Raw genomic sequence first — 21,215 nt, forward strand, 5'->3', positions numbered from 1 at the left:
GCGATGATCACGCTGGACGATATCGAGGACATGACCTGTCTCACACGCGAAGAGATCGAGGCCGTGGCCGAACTGGGCCATCTGCCCGAGGTCAACGCGGCCTGCCTGGCCGACTACATCATGCATCAGCACCACGGGCCGGCGCGGGTGCAGGAGATGATCTGCGAGGACATCCGCGCGGCCTTGCACCGGGGGGACAAGACGCACGTGCGGGAGCTTTACGGCGTGCTGCACCACTTCCTCAAGGAGCACCCCGATGCCGCCCGGGGCGCCAGCTAGGGCGCGGACAGGGCTCTGCCAGCGCAAGGAGGAGAGACCATGACCCGATGGATGATGACAGCGGCCCTTGTGCTTGCGCTCGCCGGAGCGGCTCAGGCGCAGGACGTGGCCGAGGGCCGGGCGCTGGCCGAGGAGTTCTGCGCCCGCTGCCATGACATCGAAGACGGCGGCGCGATGAAGACCTATCCGCCGAGCTTTGACTCGATCGCGCTTTTCCGATCCGAGGAGCAGATCCGCGCAAGGATCATCTTTCCGGACCTGCACACATCCATGCCGCAGTGGGGGACGTTTCTGGACATGGGCCAGGTCGCGGACGTGACGGCCTACATCCTGTCGCTGGAGTAAGCGGTCAGTCCTCGGGGCAGATGTAGACGATCGCCAGGCCGGGTCCTTCCAGCGTGATCGCATAGCTCTTGTCGGTGTCGCCCTGAAAGGCGGTCGGCCGAGGTTGGCTGCTGGGCGCCGGCCCCGGCAGGGTTTCGCCGGTGCTGGAACGGATGACCACGCGCCCCGGTCCCAGGTTGTAGAGCGACCAGGCGTCCGTGGCCGGGTCCATGGGGATGGACCGGTCAGGATGCGTCAGGTCGTAGCCAAGGCATTCCTCGCCCTGTTGCGCGGCAAGCGACTGCGGCAGGCCAAGAAGGGCGGCCGGGATGAGGACTGTTCGGATCATCTGCACGTCTTGTTTATGGACACGGCAGCCTAGGCCGTCTTGCCGTGCAGGGCAATGCGGGGGGCAGGAGGGCGGCGCTTGTCCTCCTGCCGCGCTTGCCGGGGCTTGGCGCGTGGGGCGAATTTTGGCACACCCTAAACGTGATTCGCCGTGACCCTGATCTGAAAGGCCCGATTGTCATGAAGAAGCTTTCGAAAGAGAATTTCGATACTGTCCAGTGGTACTACAAGATCGACCTGGGGGACGGGATAGTCACGCCGGGCTACAACTACCAGAACGTCGTCCCGACCAAGAAGCTGCTGCGCTCGTGCCATCTCAAGGATGCCTACCTGCTGGACATCGGCGTGATGGAGGGGGCGCTGTCGGTGCTGATGGAGCGCGAGGGCGCCAAGGTCGTCGGCTATGACCGCGTCGACTGGACCGACAAGATCGGCCTGGTCAAGGAAACGCAGAACGCCAGCTTTGACTACTACGGCGGCAAGACCTTTCACAACTTCGCCAAGCAGGCACAGGCGGACAAGCTGGCGCCGTTCGACATCGTCGTGATGTCGGGCGTGCTGTACCACACCATCGACCCGCTGCTGTTCCTCTACTACGCGCGCTGCATGATGGCGGTGGGCTCGACCTTCGTGATCGAGACCTCGGCGGTGACCGACTCCGAGTGCCTGATGCAGTTCAACAACGCCGGGCGCTTCTATTCCTTCACCAACTACTACCAGGTGTCGACCGGCTGGCTGGACTACACGCTGCGTTACCTGGGGTTCAGGATCCTCGACGTGTCCTACGTCAACGCCGGCCAGTACATGTACGGCGAGAACAAGGACATGCACGTGCCCCGCGTCGCCCTGCGCTGCGTGCTGACCGGCGAACAGCAGCTGCACGCCGATGACGAATGGGGCCGCAAGAAGCTGATGATGCGCGAGCTGGCGGAATACATGGCCATCGAGACCTACCCGGCCAAGGATCCGGCCAAGTACGCCGATCAGGCGCTGAACCCGGCGCTGCCGGTGCATGACGGCGTGGACTCGGTCGACGTGACCGCCGCCATCAAGGCGACCAAGCCCGAAGCCCGCGACCCCGAAGGCACGGTGCTGACCCTCGACAGCCGGTTGTGATCTTGTCGTGACGGATGGGAGGAGGGGCGCAGGGTCTGCGCCCCTTTTTTCGTTTGGGGGGGTATGAGTGTGGTTGGTGGAGCGGCCGGAGGATTGGCCGTTTTCCTCGGCGCATCGAGATGCGTGGTTCAGGCCGGGGATGGATCTGGCGCAGGGTGCGTGATTTCACGCACCGATGGTAGCGGTGGGAGTGGTGCGTGCGAGCACGCACCCTACGCTTGCTAACGGTTAGCAAGCCAGCTTCAAGCCGGCTTGCAATTCTCCAATGGGCTGTGCAATCTTGTTGAAAGCACATTTGGAGAGAATAGAAGTGTCAAAATCTAGTGATATCATCGGTCCCGACGACTCGCGGCACTCTGTTGATCTCGAGGGCCTTCCCAAAGGGGCGTTAAAGGCGATAATATCAAAATTAAACGAGCGAAGCCAAAAGGTTGGAAAAAACTTTCGCGGGATTTACTCAATTAAGGTATCGGACTTGCGGGAGCTTGTAGAGAAAGTTGTGGAGGAGTTCCATTCCTGCGTCATCCTTTCTCAAACAGCATCTGTAACAATACACTTTTCGAATAATCAGCGCTATGATTTCCGAAATTGGCGCGAATTTGAAGAGTTTGACAGTAGTCAAAAGTTTTGGACCCATTCAGTTTCCATCGAGATAATTCTTGATGTGATTAGAGTGGAGCAAGAGCTTCCGGAGCGTTATGAGGTGGAGATTTCCGTTTTCAATATAATGAAGGAAATCGCGATTTCTTTTGGTCCGATACGAATTTCGTCTGGTGAGATCGATGTCTCTCCGACTGTATCCATGCAGGCAAACGTTAAGTATATTAATTACGTTCTGGGAAAAAATATAATGTCTACAATAGAGGATTGGGAGGGGGCGCTAGAGAAAGAAGAGTCGAGCTTTCGAAAAACGGTCTCGCGATTATCAAATCGCTTCCCGCATATTGGAAAAACGGTGGGCTCAGTTGCAGGCCTCGTGTTTGCATTTAGGTTGGGGGATTCCTTTAGCGCATTTTTTCCAGCATTCAGTGAGGCTGGCACATACCTATTTTTCTATGGTGTGTCGTTTGTCATTTTCAGCGCCTTGGGTAATGAGTTGGGTCGGAGAGTTTCAAGGAGCTTAGAATCACATAAGTCTCCGCTCAATTTCGTTTTCACGAGAGGTGATTCAATAAGAAACGAAAGTGTAAGGAGAAAAAATAGGATAACAGTTAGAAAGGCCTTAATCTATGTTTCTTTGATAGCTCTGGAGTTGATTGTTGCAGGGGTGTCGTATGAACTGTGGGGTGCTGCTCGAGCTCTCTTTAACTAACCCCGTGACGTCACATGCGCATGCTAATATTATGGGGCGGCGGAGAGTGAAATGTGTTTCAAAGTCTCATTCTGCTTGGCCAAATTGGAGATCTGAAACTATTTGTCGTTCTGTAGATCGGCGCCAAAAAGGAAACTCCGAATCAATACATGCGGTTGACGTGCTTGAGTGTTTTGGCACGTTATCGACGTTTTTTTCTGGTCCTCGCCTGAACGTCCGAAACGAGGCCTCGTCAGAAGACGCTTTCACCCACCGCCACTCAACCTGAACTATTCATCCATCTTCAACGCCGAGATAAACGCCTCTTGCGGGATCTCGACCTTGCCGAACTGGCGCATCTTCTTCTTGCCGGCCTTCTGCTTTTCCAGCAGCTTCTTCTTGCGCGTCGCGTCGCCGCCGTAGCACTTGGCCGTCACGTCCTTGCGCAGCGCGCTCAAGGTTTCGCGCGCGATCACCTTGCCGCCGATGGCCGCCTGGATCGGGATCTTGAACATCTGGCGCGGGATCAGGTCCTTGAGCTTGCCGCACATGGCGCGGCCGCGCATCTCGGCCCGGTCGCGGTGCACCATCATCGACAGCGCGTCCACCGGCTCGTCGTTCACCAGGATCTGCATCTTGACCAGGCTGTCCTCGCGGTAGCCCATGAGGTGGTAGTCGAACGAGGCATAGCCCTTGGTCACCGATTTCAGCCGGTCGTAGAAGTCAAAGACCACCTCGTTCAGCGGCAGGTCGTAGACCGTCATCGCGCGGCCGCCGACATAGGTCAGGTCCATCTGGATGCCGCGGCGGTCCTCGCAGAGCTTGAGCACCGCGCCCAGGTAGTCGTCCGGCACCATGATCGTCGCCTTGATGCGCGGCTCTTCGATGTGGTCGACCTTGGACATGTCGGGCATGTCGGCGGGGTTGTGCAGGTCGATCCGCTCACCGTCGCGCATGAAGAGGTGGTAGATCACCGAAGGCGCGGTGGTGATCAGGTCGATGTCATACTCGCGCTCGATCCGGTCGCGGACCACCTCGAGGTGCAAGAGCCCCAGGAACCCGCAGCGAAAGCCGAAGCCGAGTGCTGCCGAGGTTTCCATCTCGTAGGTGAAGGAGGCGTCGTTCAGCGCCAGCTTTTCGATGGCGTCGCGCAGGTCCTCGAACTCCGAGCTGTCGACCGGGAAGAGGCCGCAGAAGACGACGGGAATGGACGGCTTGAAGCCCGGCAGCGGCTCGGAGCAGGGGCGGCGTTCGTGCGTGATGGTGTCGCCGACGCGGGTGTCGCGGACCTGCTTGATCGAGGCGTTGAGATAGCCGATCTCGCCGGGGCCCAGGCTTTCGACGGCGGTCATCACGGGGCGGTAGACGCCGACGTCGTCCACGTCATAGGTGCCGCCGGTCTTCATCATGCGGATGCGGTCGCCCTTTTTCAGGGTGCCGTCGATGATCCGCACGATACAGATCACGCCCAGGTACTGGTCGTACTTGGAGTCGACCAGCATCGCCTTGAGCGGCGCGTCGGGATCGCCCGACTTGGGCGCGGGCAGGCGGGTGACGATGGCTTCCAGCACATCGGGGATGCCGATGCCGGTCTTGGCCGAGATCAGGCAGGCGTTGGAGGCGTCGATGCCGATCACGTCCTCGATCTGCTCGGCCACGCGCTCGGGCTCGGCGGCGGGCAGGTCGATCTTGTTCAGCACCGGCACGATCTCGTGGTCGGCCTCGATGGCGGTGTAGACGTTGGCCAGGGTCTGCGCCTCGACCCCCTGCGTGGCGTCGACCACCAACAACGATCCCTCGACCGCGCGCATGGAGCGGGAGACCTCGTAGGCAAAGTCGACGTGTCCGGGCGTGTCGATCAGGTTGAGCACGTAGGTGTGCCCGTCCTTGGCCGGGTAGTCGATGCGGACGGTGTTCGCCTTGATGGTGATGCCGCGCTCGCGCTCGATGTCCATGGCATCGAGCAACTGCTCCTTCATGTCGCGTTCGGCGACAGTGCCGGTGAGTTGGATCAGCCGGTCGGCCAGGGTGGATTTCCCGTGGTCGATGTGGGCGACGATGGAGAAGTTGCGGATGCGCGAACGGGGTGTGGTCATGGGGCGGGATATGCTGTGGAAGTGGGGTTTGGTCAAGGGTTGGTTGCGGGTTGGGCGGCGATGCGTGGCGGGACTGTGGCGCGCTGGGGCGGGTACGGGTTGCCGGGTGCGCGGGCCTGTGTACTGTGAGGCGGGCGGGTGTGTGAGGGTGCGGTGGAGTTCGAGGATAGAAAGGCGTTCGAGGCTTGGCTGAAGGAACAGAGCCAGGAGGTCTGCGTGGCGATTGCGACGCGGGCGGCGCTGCGGGTCTGGCTTTTTATTGTGGCGCCGAGATTCTGGAAAGCGACGGACGAAGCGCGCAAGGTTCAGCAGAGCCTTGTCCTCTTGACAGCGCGGTGTAATCTGATTTCGGGGGTTACGAGCACAAATCCAACCCCCGAAATAGGAATCGCAGCGAACGCCGCTACCCACGCCGCCGCTTTCGGTGCCAACGCCAACGCCGCCGCCGGAGCCGCCAACGCCAACGCCGCCAACGCCGCCAACGCCGCAGCGAACGCCGCCACCAACGCCGCCAACGCCGCAGCGAACGCCGCCACCAACGCCGCCAATGCCGCCGACGCCGCAGCGATCGCCGCCACCAACGCCACCAACGCCACCTTCGCCGCCTTGGCCGCTGACGCCGCCTATGCCGCCGCCGCCGCCTTCGCCGCCGACGCCGCCTGTGCCGATGCGGCTCTAACCCCTATCGCGATGATGTCCACGCGGCTCTGGCACGATCCCGGACCGCCCGAGAAGCTGACGCCGGAGGATATCGGCCCGACCCCGCTGGACACCGACCCGCGTTTTGACTTCTTCCGGCGTTGGTATGACGGCATGGTGCGGGGGCAGCCGCTGGACTGGGAGTTGCAGCGCCGTGTCGCGCTGATCCCGCCAGACACCTGGGAGACCGGGGTGGATGCCGTGGCCGAGGCGATTGCGCAGATCGAGGCGGCTTGGGGGGCTGAGCGGGCTGGAGGAGAAACATCCGCGCCGGTCACAGAGAAAGAGTTGGCTGTTGTCACCCAGCGGGTGTCACTCAATCGAGATGCATTGGCGGTATCCTCCGCATCTCTGCTGGAACAGTTGGACGCGTTCCGAGAACGCGTTCGAGGTATGAACGCGCTGGATCAGGACTTGCGCGACGAAATCCTGGGATTTGTGGATCACTTTCGCGGTCAACTGGAAGCCTTGTTGCATGACCTCCCGCCGCCTGGCGAAGCGGTCGGCGAAGAACGCAGCAATCGGCTTGCCTTATGGCTTCGTGGCTACCGCACGGTCTTGATGACGAAATTGGCGCACTATTCGTCGCCGGAGAATGTCGGTGAAGCCACCGTGCCGACTGCGATTATTTTGGGGGCGACGGGCGTTGGGGCAATGATGGGTTCGCCTTTGGCGGGCGCGGCAGTCGGAGGGCTCATTGTCAACCAGATGAAGCCGGGGCAAGCGGCGAAAGAACTGATGAAGCCGGACGTTGGGGCCGATGTTGGAACCCCTTGAGATGGATCTTGCCCAAGAAGCGTCGGCTTTTGACCTTCTCGCGCGTCGGCCATAGGTCGTGCCCCGCCTCTTCGGCAGAGCATGCGCCGCTCAGAAATCCCGCCGGAACGGCTCGTTCTCGGCCCAGGCGGTGCGGTCCATGATGTAGGGTGTCTCGCCGAACTTCACCGCCCAGGTGTCGATGATGAAGTGCTGCCCGCTGTCCTTCTGCACGATGGAGGCCACGGTGTGCGTCCAGAAGCGGCGGGTCATGAAGCCCAGAGTGACGCGCGGGCCGGGGCGGTGCAGGCGCAGCAGGCCGGCGTCGTCCAGCATCTTGAGGTAGACGGCGGTGTTGACCATCTCGTCGACGCAGTCCTGCGCCTTGCCCGCCAGTTGCAGCGTCGAATAGGCCAGGTCCGAGGTGTAGCCGGTCTTGTGCCCGACGATCACCTCCAGCCGGCGCAGCGCCTCGGCCAGCGCCCGGCGTTCCTGGCCCGGTGTCCCGGGGCGGGGTGAAAAGGCGGCCCGGACAGAGCGCCATTCGGCGGCCGTCAGCGAGACATCCAGCCGTTTGCGGCAGTCGTGGCCGCCGCAGACCTTGAAGGCCTCGGGCCGGGGTTTCGTGACGCCGTAATTCTGGCGCGCGCGCTCCAGGCTGCCATTGTCCACCGCGCAGCCCGCAAGCATCAGGCTGGTGCAGATCCAAAAGAGGCATGCGGCTGGACGCATCGCTGCTGTCCTTCTTGTCATGGCCGGGCAGGATGCCACGTGGGGCGCAGGACTCAACCTTTGCCGAGGCGCAGGGGCGCCTGGGTGTTGGACCCGTGCAACAGGAGGCTGCGGTGCCGGGGACACGGCGGCGCGCCGGTTGCCCGAGGATTCTTGAAGCCGCCGCGCAATTGACGCATCATGCCGCCCGAGGGCAGTGCCGGGAGAGACGGGAAATCCGCGTCCGGGCAACGAGAGACAGGTGGTTATGAAAAGAGCAGTGATATTGGCCGCGTGCCTGGCCGTCGCGGCCTGCGGTGGCGGCAACAGGACCGAGCGCGGCCCGTCGGGATCACAGGTGCGGCTTGCCTCCGGCCCGATCGCGGACGCCTGCCTGCGGGCGGGGCGCAAGGGGGCGACGCGGCAGCTGTGCGGCTGCGTGCAGGGGGTCGCCGATCAGGGCCTGTCGTCCGCGGACCAGAGGCTTGCGGTCAGTTTCTTTGCCGATCCGCACCAGGCGCAGGTGATCCGCCAGTCGGACAACCCGCGGCATGAGGCTTTCTGGCAGCGCTACAAGGCATTTGCCGAGCGGGCCGAACAGGTCTGCCGCGGCGTCTGACGCTGCCTCACCTCAGCCTTGTCGCACCAGCGTGGCCCGCGGCGCCAGTCCGGCCAGGCGCGCCTCTGCGGTCATGGCATGGCCAACCATGCCTTCGGCGCGCGAGATAACCGAGGTGGCGTGCGCCAATGCGGGCAGCGCCTCCGCCTCGGCCCGCTGCCAGGTCACCGTCTTGAGGAACTTGTGCACCGACAGCCCGCCGGTGTAGCGCGCCGCACCACCCGTAGGCAGCACGTGGTTCGGCCCCGATGCCTTGTCGCCAAAGGCCACCGTCGTCTCTGACCCGAGGAAGAGCGAGCCATAGGCCGTCAGCCGTGCCTGCCACCAGGGCAGGTCGGCGCAGTTCACGTGCAGGTGCTCGGGCGCGTAGCGGTCGGCCTCGGCGGCCATCTCCTCGCGCGAGTCGCACAGGACGATCTCGCCCATGGCCTCCCAGGCCTCCAGCGCGGTCCGGCCGTTGTCGCCGCCGATCCGGGCGCAGGTCTCGGGCATCAGGTCGCGCACGCGGCGGGCCAGCGGTTCGTGATCGGTGATCAGCCAGCAGGGAGAGGTGGGCCCGTGTTCGGCCTGCCCGGCCAGGTCCAGCGCGACCAGCGCGGGGTCCGCGGTGGCGTCGGCCAAGATCAGCACGTCGGTCGGGCCGGCGAACATGTCGATACCGACCGGGCCGAACAGCTGGCGTTTCGCCTCGGCGACATAGGCGTTGCCGGGGCCGGTCAGGATATCGCAGGGCGGGGTGCCGAACATGCCGTAGGCCAGCGCCGCCACGCCCTGCACGCCGCCCAGGCACAGGATGGTGTCCGCCCCGGCCAGGTGCATGGTGTAGAGCGTCGCTGGGTCGATCCCCAGCGCGGTGCCGTCAGCGGCGCGGCGCGGCGGCGCGCAGGCGGTCACATGCGGCACCCCGGCGGCCTTGGCGGTGACGATGGTCATCAAGGCCGAGGCGATATGCGCATAGCGCCCACCTGGCACATAGGCACCGGCGGCGCGGACCGGCAGGCTCTTCTGCCCGGCAAAGAGCCCGGGGCGCAGCTCGGTCTCGAAATCCGTCAGCGAAGCGCGCTGTGCCTCGGCAAAGCGACGGATGTTGGCGTGCGCGTAGTCCAGCGCCTCACGCAGGGCGTCGGGCACCCGCACGGCGGCGGCCTCTTCGGGCGGCACCACGATGGCGCCGGACCAGCCGTCCAGCTGGTGGGCATAATCCTGCGCCGCCGCCTCGCGTCCCGTGCGGAGACGGGCAAGCATGATCTGGACGGTGTCGACGATATCTGCCTGCGCCTGAGGCGCCAGGCCCTCTGCGGATTTGATCAGACGGTGTGACATGCGTTTTCCTTGACGCGGGAGGCCGGAATACCAAGAACTTGAAGGGCGCGGTGCAAGGTAAAGCCATGATGATGAAAGGTGTGACCCTGCGGGGTCTGGAAGTCTTCGAGGCGCTGGCCGAAACCGGCTCGGTCGCGCGGGCGGCCGAACTGACCGGGCTGAGCCAACCGGCCGTCAGCCAGCAGATGCGCAACCTCGAGACCGCCTTGGGCGCGGACTTGCTGGACCATGGCCGCCGGCCGATGCAGCTGACGCCGGCGGGGCGGTCTTTCCTGCTGCGCACACAGGCGATCCTGCGGCAGCTGCGGCTGGCGCAGAACGAACTGACCGTCATGGACCTGACGCATCTGTCGACCCTCAGCCTGGGCGTGATCGACGATTTCGACAATGACCTGACGCCGCGGCTGGTGACGATCCTGGCCGACAGCATGACGCGCTGCCGGTTCAAGCTGATCACCGCCCCCAGCCACGAGATCACCGAGGAGATCCGGGCGCGGCGTCTGCACCTGGCCATCGCCGCCTCCAGCGGCGAGGTCATGGACGAGATCATCGAATACCCGCTGGTGCGCGATCCCTACATCCTGGTGTGCGCGCGCGGTGCGGTGGAGGCGGCGGGGGGCGTGCGCCAGATGATGGAGAGCCTGCCGATCCTGCGCTACGACCGCGCGCAGCTGATCGGGCGGCAGATCGAGGCGCATCTGGCGCGGCAGAAACTGACCTTTGCCGAACGCTTCGAGATCGGCGCGCACCTGTCGCTGATGACGCTGGTCGCGCGCGGCATGGGCTGGACGATCACCACGCCGCTGGGGTTCATGCGGGCGGGGCGCTACCACGAGCAGATGGAGGCGCACCCGGTGCCCTTCAAACCCTTTTCGCGGACCATTTCGCTGTTTGCCGGGACCGACTGGGCCGACCGCGTGCCGCGTGACGTGGCGCGCACGATGCGGATGCTGGTCAGCGACATGGTCATCGCGCCTGCGCTGACCAAGCTGCCCTGGCTGGACGGGGAACTGAGGGTGTTGGAGACCTGACGGCGCGCGCCCTCTGCGTGCCGGAGAGTCCTGATCCTGTCGCATGCCGCCAGATTGCCCCAGCGGCTGCGCCTGTCCACGGTCCGCGCGCGGATTTCGGAAGGAAATCCGGCAGTTTCAGGAAATCGGAATCTCGGCGGGTGGCGGGGATGTCCCCGCCCTAGGGCCGAGAGACGTGGTCGACAAAGGCGCGGACCGAGGCTTCGAATCCACGCGGGTCGTCGGCGTGCAGCCAGTGCCCGGCGTTCGGCATCCGGGCATGGCGCGCGCGGGGGAGCAAGGCGCGGATGCGGTCGCGGTGTTCGGGGCGCACGTAGTCCGACAGCCCCCCCGACAGGAACAGGGTGGGGCCGTCGTAGCTGCCTTCGATCTCGGGAAAGCCCAGGATCTTCGGCATCTCGGCGGCGAGAGTGTCGAGGTTCAGCTTCCAGCGCTTTTCCTTGAGGTCCAGAGACTGGGTAAAGAAGCTTTGCAGCGTCTTGTCCGGGACGTGATGCGCCAGCTGCGCCACCGCGTCCGCCCGCTTGTCGACCCGCGCCAGGTCGACCGCGCGCATCGCCTCGATGAACTGGATCTGGCTGTGCGTGTAGCCGACCGGCGCGATGTCGGCGACCAGCAGCGAGGCGACCCTGTCGGGCTGGCTGAGCGCCAGCACCATCGCCGCCTTGCCGCCCATCGAATGCCCGACCACATGGGCGCGGCCGCCGTAGGCGTCGATGACCTCGGCCAGGTCGGCGGCGAGGTCGGGGTAGGCGTGGGTGTCGCTCCACGGGCTGTCGCCGTGGTTGCGCATGTCCGGCGTGAGAACGTGCCAGCGCTCTGACAGGCGCTTGGCGATCACCCCCCAGTTGCGGCCCGAGCCATACAGGCCATGCACGATGAGCAGGGGCGTGCCGCCGGGCGTTCCATATGAAAGCGTGTTCAGCATCTCTGTCTCACGTGCAGCCTCGGGACGGTGGACGCCACCAGGCGAACCCGGTCCGCGATCAGTCTTCGACCATGGGGGCGCCACGCAGGCGGAGAAACAGGCTCTCCTCCTCGTCGTTGCGGAAGAACGGCACCGAGGTGGGCGGTGTCGTGTCGGTGGCGCGCGCCGCGACCTCGGCCAGGACGACTTCGGTGATGAACGGCAGGTCGTAGTTGCGGATCTCGTCGATGGCGATCCACTGGAGGTGCGACAGCTCGTCCGCGGCGGCGTCGAAGTCGTCGGGATCGGAGGCGAGTGCATCGGCATCCAGCAGGAAGAAGCGGGCGTCGAACCGGCGCGGGCGGCCCGGTGGCGTGATGGCGCGGAACACGAATTGCAGCGCGTCGGCCGTGGGCCGGTGGCCAGTGCCGGCGAAGTTCAGCCAGTCGCCCGGGATGGCGCCGGGCCAGGGACCGGGCAGGCCCAGCACCTGGCCGGTCTCTTCCCAGAGTTCGCGCACCGCGGCGACGGCCAGCGCATGCGTCATGTCGCGCGCGGCGTCTTCGGCCAGGCGGGCGGCACAGATCGCCGGCAGCGGGCGGGCCAGCGGCACCGCCGCGTCGGCCGCATCGACCGCGCCGCCGGGAAAGACGAACTTGTTCGGCATGAAGGCCGCCTTGGCGCCGCGTTGTCCCATCAGGACGCGGGGCCGCGTTTCGCGGTCCCGCAGGACGATGACGGTGGCGGCATCGCGGATCGCGGTCTTGTCCATGGTCTTGTCGGTCATAGGCACCCTCAACTGTGGGGCGCGAAGCCGTGCATGCCGCGAACCCACTGGAAGGCCACGATCACCCCTTTCAATCTTGGCAGAAGGTAGAGCGAGAGTGCAATGCAGCCAACGGCAAAGATCGTGAACAGCACCAGCGGTTCCGGCCGCCAGGTGGTGAACACGATCAGCAGCAGCGGCGCCATGATGTGGCCGACGATCAGGATCGTCAGGTAGGCGGGGCCGTCATCGGCGCGGTGGTGATGCAGGTCCTCGCGGCAGACCGGGCATTTGTCGCGCACTGTCAGGTAGCCGGTCAGCATCTGTCCGCTGCCGCATTTCGGGCAACGCCGGCGCCAGCCGCGCCAAAGCGTCGGCCAGAGGGGGTCGCGCCCCTCGCTGTGTTGCGTTTCTGTCATGTCTTGCCTCGCTTGTCCGTGCCCGAAAATGGCGGCTGCTTGGGTCGGCCGGAAGGGCGCAAAACGTCCTTGCGGCCGGATGTCACAGATCACGGCAGCGTGACCCGAGCGGGGCGATTTTTTCGACGGAATGCGCGGGCCGGGCCGTGAAAGCCTACAGAAACGCCCCAAGCGAGGGCGGATCGCAACCCTGAGACAACCTCTGGAAGGACACGACATGAAACGCACTGCACTCTGGATGACGGGCGCACTGGTGGTGACAATGGGCACGGCCGGGATCGCGATGGCCCACGGCAAGGGCTACGGCGACCGCGGCGCCGGGGCGCCGATGATGGAAGAAATGTTCGCGCAGATCGACGCCGACAGCGATGGCAAGGTGACCAAGGACGAGATCGAGGCCTTTCGCGCGGCGCGCTTTGCCGCGGCCGACACCGACGGCGACGGCAAGCTGTCGCAGGACGAGATGGCAGCCGCCCGCGATGCCCGGCGCATGGAGCGGGTGCAGGCCATGGTCACGCGGATGGACACCGACGGTGACGGCCTGCTGAGCGCCGAGGAACTGGCCGCGGGTCAACCGCAGGCAGCGCGCGGCCCGGAGCCGATGTTCGACCGGCTTGACGCCGATGGCGACGGTGCGCTGACGCTGGAAGAGATGCAGCAGGCGCGCGGCGCCTTCGGCCGGGAACGCGGCATGGGCCGCTTTGGTGGCGACCGTGGTGATCACCACCGCGAGGGCGGGCACCGCGGCGGGCATCACGGCTTTCCGTTCTTCGGCAAGCCCGACATGTCGGACGACGGCTGACCATGAGGTCCGGGCGGCGCGAACGGTCGCCCGGACCGTTGCACGCGGCGCCTTGCCGGGGTAGCGCGGAACGATGGATTGCAGATGCCTTTCGAAGCCATGAGCGCCGATGCGGACGAGGACCTGCTGGCCGCCTATGCCGCCGGCGACGCCGCCGCGGCGCGGGCGCTGACGCAGCGCCTGGCACCGCGCGTCTTTGCCCATGCGGCAAGGATGCTGGGCGGCGACCGGGCCGAGGCCGAGGACGTGGCGCAGGAGGCGCTGCTGCGGCTCTGGCGCGCGGCCCCCGGCTGGCGCCGGGGCGAGGCGAAGGTCACCACCTGGCTCTACCGGGTGACGGCCAACCTCTGCATCGACCGGATGCGGCGGCGGCGCGGCGGGACCGACCTGGACGCGGTGCCGGAACCGGCGGACGAGTCCCCCTCGGCCGCGGAGGGCCTGCAACAGCAGGCGCGCGCCGAGGCGTTGCAGGGCGCGCTGGACGGTTTGCCGGACCGGCAACGCCAGGCGGTGATCCTGCGGCACATCGAGGGGCTCTCGAACCCGGAGATCGCCGAGATCATGGACATCGGGCCCCGCGCCGTGGAGAGTCTGGTGGCGCGCGGCAAACGGGCATTGGAGGACGCGCTGCTGGGTCGGCGCGATGAACTGGGGTATCGGGACGATGACTGAGCGCAAGGACAACCGGAACGGCCTGTTTGCCCCTTTTGGCGGGGATGAGGCCGCGCTTGACGGCTTTTTCGCCGCCGCGCGGGCCACGACGCCGCAGCCGGGCGGGGATTTCCTGGCCCGGATGGAGGCGTTGGCGCTGGCCGAACAACCGGCGGCTCGCCCGACGACGGGTCCGGTGACGCCACGCCGCGCCGGGCTGGTCCGCCAGCTGCGCGAAGCGCTGGGCGGCTGGATCGGCATGGCGGGCCTGGCTGCCGCCTGTGCTGCGGGAATCTGGATCGGGGTCAGCCCGCCGGACAGCCTGTCGGACTACTGGGGCGTGGATGCGGCCGGGCTGGGAACGCTGGGCGTGGATCCGCTCGGCGGGTTCGACCTGTCGCTGCTGGAAGGGTGAGCCGATGACCGAAAGTCATGACATCAAGGGTGGTCCGCGCCGCTGGGTGCGGGTCCTGCTGTTCGTGTCGCTGGCGCTCAACCTCTTGGTGGTGGGCGCTGTGACGGGCTTTGTGCTCAAGGGTCCGCAGCTGGTGCGGGGCGACCGGGCCGATCCCGTGCTGCCCTACACGCGCGCCTTCGACGAAGACCAGCGGCACGCGCTGTGGCGCGACCTGCGCAGCGGCCTGCCGCGCGAAGGCGCGCCGCTGCGCGAGGGCTACCTTGAGGATTATCGCACGGCGCTGGAAATCCTGCGGGCCGACCCCTACGACCCGGCGCGGATGGAGGCGCTGCTGGCGGCGCAGGCGGCGCGGGGCGCCGAAGTGCGCGCGCGCGGCCAGAAGGTGCTGAGCGCCTATCTTGCCGCGATGGACCCCGAGGCGCGGCGGGCCTACGCTGATCGGCTCGAGCAGGAAATCGGCAAGATGCACCGGCGCGGGGGCGGCGAAGACCGCCACCGCGGCGCACCCGGGCGCGACTGACACATATCCTCAGGTCAGGTCAGGTCAGGCCCGCGCGGCGCGGTGACGGCGGCAGTTCGGTGTTACGGGTCGCCCGCAGAACCCTGGACTTGTCGCGGGCTGGCAAAGGGTGGACCGTGTCCGCCATGACCACCATGTTGCGGCCGCCATGCTTGGCCGCGTACAGCGCCCGGTCGGCCCGTTCGATCAGGTCGAGCGGACCGGCGCCCGAGCCAGGGGTGCCGATGGCGACGCCGATCGACAGGGTGATCGTCAGTTGCTTGCCGTCGGGCAGGGTGACCGGATGGCGTGCCATGATCCGGCAAAGACGTTCAGCGGTGTGCTTGGCGGCGGTGCGTTCCGCGTCGGGCATCGCGACAAGGAACTCCTCGCCCCCCCAGCGCGAGATCAGGTCGGCGGCACGCAGGTTGTCCTTCAGGCGCTGCGCCAGCGTGACCAGCACCGCGTCGCCCGCCGCGTGGCCATGCACATCGTTCACCCGCTTGAAGAAATCGAGATCGGCCAGCAGCAGGGCATAGGGACGGTTCTTCTGCGCCGCCCGCTCGGCCAGGCGCGAGATGTGCGGCACGGCATAGCGGCGGTTGTAGAGCCCGGTCAGCGGATCGCAGACCGCCGCGCGCAGGCCGTCGCGCATGTTGGCGCGCAGGCGGTCATTGGTGCGTTTGCGGTCGATCTGCTTTTTCAGGCGGATCGCCAGTTCGTCAAGGTCGAGCCCGGACGACAGCAGGTCATTCGCCCCCATGTCGAGCGCGCTGGCCGCTTCGCGCCGCTGGTGCGGCTGGGCGATGTAGATCAACGCCGAGTGCCGGGTGTGCCGGCTGGCGCGCAACTGCGGCAGCAGGGTCAGGCCCTCGCCCAGACTGCCCGGCGCCTCGGCGATGATCACGACATCGGGCGGGCGGTTCTGTTCGCGCAGGGCGTCGTCCGGGTCCACAAGCTCGATCCGGTCGGAAATCCGCGTCTTCAGCCCGTCCAAGAGCGCACGCGTGGCCGGGTGCTTTGGCGGCGCGACCAGCCGCACCAGTGCCGGCGCGACGAAATCGGCGCCCTGTTCGGCCAGGCCCAAGGCGCGCCGCGTGTCGTCACGCAGCTGAAGCTCGGCCTCGGCGTCGCGGGCCCGCAGCAAGGAGCGCAGCCGCGCCAGCATCACCATGTCGTCGACCGGGCGCGCCAGCACGTCGTCGGCCCCGGCGGCCAGCGAGGCCAGCCGTTCGCCCGGATCGTCCTCGGCGTGGACGATGATCACGGGAATGTGCAGGTCGGGCGATTGTTCGTCGAGCAGGGCACAGAGTTCGCGCCCGCTCATGTCCGGCAGGTCTGCGGCGATGATCACGAGGTCGGGCGAGGCGCGGGCCGCCAGGTCCAGCGCGTTGGCGCCGCTGTCGGCCTGAATCACTTCGTAGTAGGCGGCAGAGAGTTTGACACGCAAGATGATGCGATTCGTGGGCACTGCGTCCACAACAAGTATTCGTCCTGACATCTTCCGAACCCCCCGCTGCGTGCGGCGCGTCAGCAAGCAGGCTGCTTGCACTTTCACATAACCTCAGATTTGATGAAGATTGGTTAAGAAACCCTTTCGGAAAGTGATCAAAATGACTCTGTCGCGGGAAGTCGCCGAAACGGTCGGTTTGCAGGCGGTGGCCTGGCTGGCGGCGAACGATGACCTGCTGCCGGTCTTCCTGGGCGCGACGGGCGCGTCGGAGGCGGACTTTCGCGCCAGCCTGCAAGACCCGGCCTTTCAGGGAGCGGTTCTGGACTTCCTTTTGATGGACGATGCCTGGATCACGGCCTTTTGTTCCGAACAGGATCTGGAGCCGCTCCTGCCGATGCTGGCGCGTGCCCATCTGCCGGGCGGCGAAACGGTCCACTGGACATGATCGGACCGCGGATCGAGGCTGTTCTCTTTGACAAGGATGGCACCCTGTTCGACTTCGGCGCCACCTGGAACGCCTTTGCTGCCGGTCTGATCGAGCACCTCGCCGAAGGCGATGCCGGCCGGCGGCGGGCGCTGGCCGAGGCGCTGGTCTTCGACCTAGAGACCGGCAGTTTCCTGCCGCACAGCCCGGTGATCGCGGGAACCAACCGCGAAGTGGCCGAACTGCTGGCCCGGGTGCTGCCCGGGCGGGAGGTTGGCGCGCTGGAGGCGCTGATTGTGCGCGAGGCGGCCACCGCACCGCTGCGCGAAGCGGTGGCGCTGGTGCCGTTCCTCGCCGGGCTGGCGGCGCGCGGGCTGACGCTGGGCGTGATGACCAACGACAGCGAAAGCGTGGCGCGCGCGCACCTGCGCACGGCGGGCATCGAGGGCATGTTCGACTTTGTTGCCGGGGCGGACAGCGGCCACGGCGCCAAGCCATCGCCCCTGCCTCTCCTTGCCTTTGCCAGGGCCACCGGGCACCGGCCCGACCGGGTGGTGATGGTGGGCGACAGCCTGCACGATCTTGCCGCGGGGCGGGCCGCGGGCATGTGGACCGCCGGCGTGCTGACAGGGATGGCCTCGGCCGACGTGCTCGCGCCGCTGGCGGATGTGGTGCTGCCCGATATCGGCCACCTGACCGGCTGGCTGAGCCAGGCGGCGCGTCGCTGAAAGGCAAGACGCGGGGCGCAAACGGATCAGACGGACCCGCGGCGATGGGCGACAGTCACCTATCGCCTTGACGGCCGCCCAAGTGACACTTCGATTGCGACGGATTTCGTCGGAAACGGCGGCGAAACGCCGATGCGGGCACGGTGTCATGGGCGCTACATGACACGGAGGGTCACCATGTCCGACGCCGCAGAGCAGATCATCGCCCCCAAACGCCGCCGCACCGGGGGACGTTCCGGCAACACGCGCCGGGGTGGCTCGGTGATCGACCAGATGCCCTGGCGCCTTCCGGTGAACATCGACCGCCCGACCGAGCCCCTGACCGAGGAAGGCGTGGCGCGGATGCACGAGGCGACCATGCGCATCCTCGAGGAGATCGGGATCGAGTTCCTGAACCCCGAGGCGCTGGAGATCCTGCGCGCGGCGGGTTGCACCGTGAAGGGGGACAACGTCCGCATGGGCCGCGACATGGTGATGGACTACGTCGCCAAGGCGCCCGCGCAGTTCACCCTGACCCCGCGCAACCCGGACCGCCAACTGGTGATCGGCGGTGGTCACATCCTGTTCGGCAACGTGTCGTCCCCGCCCAACTACTACGACCTCGAGATCGGCAAGAAGGTGTCCGGCACGCGCGAGCAGTGCCGCAACCTGCTGAAGCTGACACAGTTCTTCAACTGCATCCATTTCGCCGGCGGCTACCCGGTAGAGCCGGTCGACATCCACCCCAGCGTGCGCCACCTGGACGTGCTGTTCGACAAGCTGACGCTGTCGGACAAGGTGATGCACGCCTATTCGCTGGGCAGGGAGCGGGTCGAGGACGTGATGGAGATGGTCCGCATCGCCGGCGGCCTCACGCACGAGGAGTTCGATGCGACGCCGCGGATGTACACCAACATCAACTCGACCTCGCCGCTCAAGCATGACTTCCCGATGATGGACGGCTGGATGCGGCTGGCGCGGCGGGGCCAAGCGCTGGTGGTGACGCCCTTCACGCTGGCGGGCGCAATGGCGCCGGTGACCATGGCGGGCGCCGTGGCTCAGTCGCTGGCCGAGGCGCTGGTGGCGGTGGTGCTGGCGCAGATCATCAACCCGGGCGTGCCCTGCGTGATCGGCACTTTTACCTCCAACGTGGACATGAAGACCGGCGCACCGGCCTTTGGTACGCCGGAATACATGCGCGCGACACAGATGACCGGGCAGATGGCGCGCTACTACGGTCTGCCGCTGCGCTCATCGGGCGTCTGCGCGGCCAACGTGCCCGACGGGCAGGCGATGTGGGAAACCGAGCATTCGCTCTGGGCGGCGATCCAGTCGGGGACCAACATGGTCTACCACGCCGCGGGCTGGCTGGAGGGCGGGCTGATCGCCTGTCCAGAGAAATTCATCATGGATTGCGAAGTGTTGCAGCAATTGCAGCGCTACATGGAGCCCGAGATCTGCGATGTCTCGGACGATGCGCTGGCGGTCGAGACGATCCGCGAAGTGGGCCCGAACGGGCATTTCTTCGGCGTGCAGCACACCCAGGACCGTTACGAGACGGCGTTTTACCAACCGTTCCTGTCGGACTGGAAGAATTTCGAGGCCTGGGAGGCCTCCGGCGGGCTCTGGACGCCGGAACGGGCGCATGCGCAGTTCAAGCGCATCATTGCCGAGTTCGAGGAGCCGCCGATGGACCCGGCCATTCGCGAGGAACTCGAAGCCTTCGTGGCCAAGCGCAAGGAAGAAGGCGGCGCGCCCACCGATTTCTGAACCGCGCCCCGCGGGGGGCGGTGCGACCGATGCTGGATGGGTGTCGCCAATTGGCTGCGAACGCCGGGTTCTCGGCCGGATCGCGCCCGGCCAAAACCCTCACAATTTTTCCTGTTACATGATTTTTAATCGCCCGCCGCCATGCTTCTCGCAAGGATGAGGTTGGTGATATGCATGGGTTGATCCTGAGGACCTTCCAGGTCTTTGTCGAGGATACATACGGGCCTGCGGTCTGGTCCGACATCGCCCAGCGGGCAAATCTCGAGGTCCCTGACTTCGAGGCCATGCTCAACTACGATGCACAGACCTATACGGCCCTGATCGGGGCCACGGAACGGCAGCTCAACAAACCCGCCGAAACGATTTGGGAGGACGTGGGGACCTACCTTGTCTCGCATCCCAACAGCGAAGGGCTGCGCCGACTGCTGCGCTTTGGCGGCGTCGATTTCATCGAGTTCCTGCATTCCCTGGACGATCTGCCGGACCGGACGCGCCTGGCTGTGGCAGACCTGGTCTTGCCCGACCTGGAGTTGAGCGAGACCGGGGCCAACCGGTTCCGTCTCCGCGTCGGCGTCGGATTGCCGGGCTTCGGTTACGTGATGATGGGGGTCCTGCGCGCCATGGCCGATGACTACGGCGCGCTCGCGCTTCTGGACGCCGAGAGCGGGCAGCGTGGTGAACAGGTCCTGGAGATCACGGTGATCGAAACGGCTTATGCCGAAGGCCGGGAATTCGAGCTTGCCGCCAGCAAGGGCGCAGGAGTGGGGGAATGAGCACCATACCAGAAGAAATCCTGCACCACTTGTGCCCGATGCACGTGGTGCTGGACCCGCAGGGAAAGATACGACAGGCCGGCCCGACTCTCCACAAGCTCAGCCGCGAGCGGTTGGAGGGCGCGCGCTTTCTCGAAATCTTCGAAGTCTACCGCCCGCGCACCGTGGCCAGCATGGAGCAACTGCTGCAAACCGAGGGGCGCAAGATCCGCCTACGCCTGCGCAGCGGGATGCGCACCATGCTGTACGGCGTCCTGCTGTCCGACGGCAAGGGCGGGGCGGTCATCAACCTGTCGTTCGGAATCTATGTCGTCGACGCGGTGCGCGACTATGCCCTGACCAGCACGGATTTTGCGCCCACCGACCTGGCCGTCGAAATGCTGTACCTGGTGGAGGCGAAGTCAGCCGCGATGGAATCGTCGCGCAACCTCAACACCCGGTTGCAGGGCGCCATGGTCGCCGCCGAGGAACGTGCCTATACCGACACGCTGACCGGGTTGCGCAACCGCCGCGCGCTGGAGGCGGTGCTGGACCGGCTGCGCCGCAGCGGAGAGGTCTACGCGCTGATGCACATCGACCTCGATTTCTTCAAGCAGGTGAACGACACGATGGGTCATGCGGCCGGTGACATGGTCCTGCGGCATGTCGCCCGGGTGCTGGGAGAAATCACCCGCAAGGAAGACACCGCAGCGCGGGTCGGGGGGGACGAATTCGTCATCATTTTCGCCAACCTGGCGAATCCGGGCCGCCTGGGAGAGATCGCCGCGCGCCTGATCCGCCGCATCGAGGAGCCGCTCACCTACGACGGGCACCTCTGCCACGTCTCTGCGAGCATCGGAATCGCCACGTCGCATGACGGCGCGGCCGATCCCGCGCAGCTGCTCGAACGCGCGGACGAGGCGCTTTATGCCTCGAAACGGTCAGGACGCGCGCAGTACAGTTTCTACGATCCGGCAGCCTCGGGAGGGGCAGAAGCACGTGTCGAAGGCCGGTAAATTTCTGGCAAGTTTGGTCTTGATCCTGCCTTTCGCTC

At 65.8% G+C, this 21,215-nt stretch carries 24 protein-coding genes; 16 read left to right on the top strand and 8 right to left on the bottom strand.

Annotated features, from left to right (window positions below; all coding sequences use genetic code 11):
• Positions 1 to 3: 3 nt before the first annotated feature.
• Together MAA8898_RS20935 and MAA8898_RS20940 are read left to right on the top strand one after the other, a co-directional pair.
• A complete protein-coding gene (locus MAA8898_RS20935; protein ID WP_094022984.1) occupies positions 4 to 279 on the top strand; it encodes a hypothetical protein in 276 nt (91 codons plus the stop codon).
• 39 nt (positions 280 to 318) lie between these two features.
• Positions 319 to 624: a c-type cytochrome gene (locus tag MAA8898_RS20940; RefSeq protein ID WP_094022985.1), complete on the top strand. Its 306-nt coding sequence runs from the start codon at positions 319 to 321 to the stop codon at positions 622 to 624.
• 4 nt (positions 625 to 628) lie between these two features.
• Here MAA8898_RS20940 and MAA8898_RS20945 read toward each other — a convergent pair whose 3' ends face one another.
• Complete coding sequence (locus MAA8898_RS20945; RefSeq protein ID WP_094022986.1) at positions 629 to 952, bottom strand: hypothetical protein; 324 nt, start codon at positions 950 to 952, stop codon at positions 629 to 631.
• Between the two features lie 179 nt (positions 953 to 1,131).
• Between MAA8898_RS20945 and MAA8898_RS20950 the strand changes: the two genes are divergently transcribed.
• Both MAA8898_RS20950 and MAA8898_RS25935 read left to right on the top strand, forming a co-directional pair.
• Positions 1,132 to 2,067, top strand: a complete 936-nt coding sequence (locus tag MAA8898_RS20950) for a methyltransferase domain-containing protein (protein ID WP_094022987.1) — start codon at positions 1,132 to 1,134, stop codon at positions 2,065 to 2,067.
• A gap of 265 nt (positions 2,068 to 2,332) precedes the next feature.
• Entirely contained in the window at positions 2,333 to 3,379 is a 1,047-nt protein-coding gene (locus tag MAA8898_RS25935) for a hypothetical protein (RefSeq protein WP_141194907.1), read from the top strand.
• Between the two features lie 269 nt (positions 3,380 to 3,648).
• Here MAA8898_RS25935 and lepA read toward each other — a convergent pair whose 3' ends face one another.
• Positions 3,649 to 5,454 (bottom strand): translation elongation factor 4, encoded by a 1,806-nt coding sequence (lepA, locus tag MAA8898_RS20955; RefSeq protein ID WP_094022988.1) that lies wholly within the window; start codon positions 5,452 to 5,454, stop codon positions 3,649 to 3,651.
• A 153-nt stretch (positions 5,455 to 5,607) separates the two neighbouring features.
• On the opposite strand from lepA, the gene MAA8898_RS26405 reads away from it, so the two are divergent.
• Positions 5,608 to 6,930: a hypothetical protein gene (locus MAA8898_RS26405; protein ID WP_094022989.1), complete on the top strand. Its 1,323-nt coding sequence runs from the start codon at positions 5,608 to 5,610 to the stop codon at positions 6,928 to 6,930.
• 90 nt (positions 6,931 to 7,020) lie between these two features.
• Here the strand turns inward: MAA8898_RS26405 and MAA8898_RS20965 are convergent, their stop codons facing one another.
• Complete coding sequence (locus MAA8898_RS20965) at positions 7,021 to 7,641, bottom strand: hypothetical protein (protein WP_094022990.1); 621 nt, start codon at positions 7,639 to 7,641, stop codon at positions 7,021 to 7,023.
• Between the two features lie 247 nt (positions 7,642 to 7,888).
• On the opposite strand from MAA8898_RS20965, the gene MAA8898_RS20970 reads away from it, so the two are divergent.
• Positions 7,889 to 8,239: an arginine transporter gene (locus MAA8898_RS20970; protein WP_094022991.1), complete on the top strand. Its 351-nt coding sequence runs from the start codon at positions 7,889 to 7,891 to the stop codon at positions 8,237 to 8,239.
• 12 nt (positions 8,240 to 8,251) lie between these two features.
• Here the strand turns inward: MAA8898_RS20970 and hisD are convergent, their stop codons facing one another.
• Complete coding sequence (hisD, locus tag MAA8898_RS20975) at positions 8,252 to 9,562, bottom strand: histidinol dehydrogenase (RefSeq protein WP_094022992.1); 1,311 nt, start codon at positions 9,560 to 9,562, stop codon at positions 8,252 to 8,254.
• A 65-nt stretch (positions 9,563 to 9,627) separates the two neighbouring features.
• On the opposite strand from hisD, the gene MAA8898_RS20980 reads away from it, so the two are divergent.
• Positions 9,628 to 10,593 carry a LysR family transcriptional regulator gene (locus MAA8898_RS20980; RefSeq protein ID WP_094022993.1) on the top strand — a complete coding sequence of 322 codons (966 nt, stop codon included), beginning with the start codon at positions 9,628 to 9,630 and terminating at the stop codon, positions 10,591 to 10,593.
• A 160-nt stretch (positions 10,594 to 10,753) separates the two neighbouring features.
• Here the strand turns inward: MAA8898_RS20980 and MAA8898_RS20985 are convergent, their stop codons facing one another.
• Genes MAA8898_RS20985 through MAA8898_RS20995 form a run of 3 tightly spaced genes read right to left on the bottom strand, consistent with a single transcriptional unit; the run spans position 10,754 to position 12,685 of the window.
• On the bottom strand, positions 10,754 to 11,521 hold the full coding sequence (locus MAA8898_RS20985; protein WP_094022994.1) for an alpha/beta fold hydrolase: 768 nt from the start codon (positions 11,519 to 11,521) through the stop codon (positions 10,754 to 10,756).
• 58 nt (positions 11,522 to 11,579) lie between these two features.
• Positions 11,580 to 12,287, bottom strand: a complete 708-nt coding sequence (locus MAA8898_RS20990) for an NUDIX hydrolase (RefSeq protein ID WP_094022995.1) — start codon at positions 12,285 to 12,287, stop codon at positions 11,580 to 11,582.
• An 8-nt stretch (positions 12,288 to 12,295) separates the two neighbouring features.
• Positions 12,296 to 12,685 (bottom strand): DUF983 domain-containing protein, encoded by a 390-nt coding sequence (locus MAA8898_RS20995; protein ID WP_094022996.1) that lies wholly within the window; start codon positions 12,683 to 12,685, stop codon positions 12,296 to 12,298.
• 217 nt (positions 12,686 to 12,902) lie between these two features.
• On the opposite strand from MAA8898_RS20995, the gene MAA8898_RS21000 reads away from it, so the two are divergent.
• From MAA8898_RS21000 to MAA8898_RS21015, 4 genes are all read left to right on the top strand, one after another.
• On the top strand, positions 12,903 to 13,487 hold the full coding sequence (locus tag MAA8898_RS21000) for an EF-hand domain-containing protein (RefSeq protein ID WP_245853531.1): 585 nt from the start codon (positions 12,903 to 12,905) through the stop codon (positions 13,485 to 13,487).
• Between the two features lie 78 nt (positions 13,488 to 13,565).
• On the top strand, positions 13,566 to 14,159 hold the full coding sequence (locus MAA8898_RS21005) for an RNA polymerase sigma factor (protein ID WP_094022998.1): 594 nt from the start codon (positions 13,566 to 13,568) through the stop codon (positions 14,157 to 14,159).
• A complete protein-coding gene (locus tag MAA8898_RS21010) occupies positions 14,152 to 14,553 on the top strand; it encodes a hypothetical protein (RefSeq protein ID WP_094022999.1) in 402 nt (133 codons plus the stop codon). The genes MAA8898_RS21005 and MAA8898_RS21010 overlap by 8 nt, the downstream gene beginning before the upstream one ends.
• Positions 14,554 to 14,557: 4 nt before the next feature.
• On the top strand, positions 14,558 to 15,076 hold the full coding sequence (locus MAA8898_RS21015) for a periplasmic heavy metal sensor (RefSeq protein WP_094023000.1): 519 nt from the start codon (positions 14,558 to 14,560) through the stop codon (positions 15,074 to 15,076).
• A gap of 19 nt (positions 15,077 to 15,095) precedes the next feature.
• Here MAA8898_RS21015 and MAA8898_RS21020 read toward each other — a convergent pair whose 3' ends face one another.
• Positions 15,096 to 16,556 (bottom strand): diguanylate cyclase, encoded by a 1,461-nt coding sequence (locus MAA8898_RS21020; protein ID WP_094023001.1) that lies wholly within the window; start codon positions 16,554 to 16,556, stop codon positions 15,096 to 15,098.
• Between the two features lie 112 nt (positions 16,557 to 16,668).
• On the opposite strand from MAA8898_RS21020, the gene MAA8898_RS21025 reads away from it, so the two are divergent.
• The 5 genes from MAA8898_RS21025 (at position 16,669) to MAA8898_RS21045 (ending at position 21,177) form a co-directional block, all read left to right on the top strand.
• Entirely contained in the window at positions 16,669 to 16,953 is a 285-nt protein-coding gene (locus MAA8898_RS21025; RefSeq protein ID WP_094023002.1) for a DUF3572 domain-containing protein, read from the top strand.
• On the top strand, positions 16,950 to 17,660 hold the full coding sequence (locus tag MAA8898_RS21030) for an HAD family hydrolase (protein WP_094023003.1): 711 nt from the start codon (positions 16,950 to 16,952) through the stop codon (positions 17,658 to 17,660). Before MAA8898_RS21025 ends, MAA8898_RS21030 begins: the two co-directional genes overlap by 4 nt.
• 177 nt (positions 17,661 to 17,837) lie before the next feature.
• Positions 17,838 to 19,409, top strand: a complete 1,572-nt coding sequence (locus MAA8898_RS21035; RefSeq protein ID WP_094023004.1) for a trimethylamine methyltransferase family protein — start codon at positions 17,838 to 17,840, stop codon at positions 19,407 to 19,409.
• A 170-nt stretch (positions 19,410 to 19,579) separates the two neighbouring features.
• Positions 19,580 to 20,182, top strand: coding sequence for a heme NO-binding domain-containing protein (locus MAA8898_RS21040; RefSeq protein WP_094023005.1), 603 nt, complete (start codon positions 19,580 to 19,582; stop codon positions 20,180 to 20,182).
• A complete protein-coding gene (locus tag MAA8898_RS21045) occupies positions 20,179 to 21,177 on the top strand; it encodes a GGDEF domain-containing protein (RefSeq protein WP_094023006.1) in 999 nt (332 codons plus the stop codon). The genes MAA8898_RS21040 and MAA8898_RS21045 overlap by 4 nt, the downstream gene beginning before the upstream one ends.
• Positions 21,178 to 21,215 lie beyond the last annotated feature (38 nt).

The organism is Antarctobacter aquimaris (assembly GCF_900184945.1).
Classification (GTDB): Bacteria; Pseudomonadota; Alphaproteobacteria; order Rhodobacterales; family Rhodobacteraceae; genus Maliponia; species Maliponia aquimaris.